We start from the raw sequence: 549 nt of genomic DNA, 5'->3' as shown, positions 1-549 counted from the left end.
TTCACTTTCCTGCCTTGCCTACTCAGACTTTCTCTCGAAAATCTCTTGTTTTCAGCTTGTTTCCAATTTTTTAAAGAACAGTTGATAAAACTTTTCAGTTATCATCGTTAAATAAACTAAATGAATAAATTTACTTAACGATGATAAGTGGTGGAGATAAGCGGGATCGAACCGCTGACCTCCTGCGTGCAAGGCAGGCGCTCTCCCAGCTGAGCTATATCCCCATTTCATCATAAACCATTACACCTTTACATCACTCACTCTCAGAGTGGTGGGTCTGAGTGGACTTGAACCACCGACCTCACCCTTATCAGGGGTGCGCTCTAACCACCTGAGCTACAGACCCAAGGGTAATGCTTTCTTCTGCTCATTTGTCTACAACTATCAGCCAATCTGTGTGAGCACTCGCTATCGCTCATTTCGGTAAGGAGGTGATCCAACCGCAGGTTCCCCTACGGTTACCTTGTTACGACTTCACCCCAGTCATGAATCATACCGTGGTAAACGCCCCCCTTGCGGTTAAGCTATCTACTTCTGGTACAACCCACT

At 45.7% G+C, this 549-nt stretch carries 2 tRNA genes and 1 rRNA gene; all 3 read right to left on the bottom strand.

From position 1 onward, the window contains the following. Window positions 1–148: 148 nt before the first annotated feature. Window positions 149–224, bottom strand: a tRNA-Ala gene (locus DV434_RS10665). Between the two features lie 45 nt (window positions 225–269). Continuing rightward, window positions 270–346, bottom strand: a tRNA-Ile gene (locus DV434_RS10660). A 78-nt stretch (window positions 347–424) separates the two neighbouring features. Next, window positions 425–549: ribosomal RNA gene (locus tag DV434_RS10655) — 16S ribosomal RNA — on the bottom strand; the annotation flags it as partial.

The organism is Haemophilus haemolyticus (assembly GCF_003493685.1).
GTDB lineage: Bacteria > Pseudomonadota > Gammaproteobacteria > Enterobacterales > Pasteurellaceae > Haemophilus > Haemophilus haemolyticus_O.
Note: the sequence above shows the minus strand (reverse complement) of the source record. Positions and strands in the feature narration are given on the sequence as shown.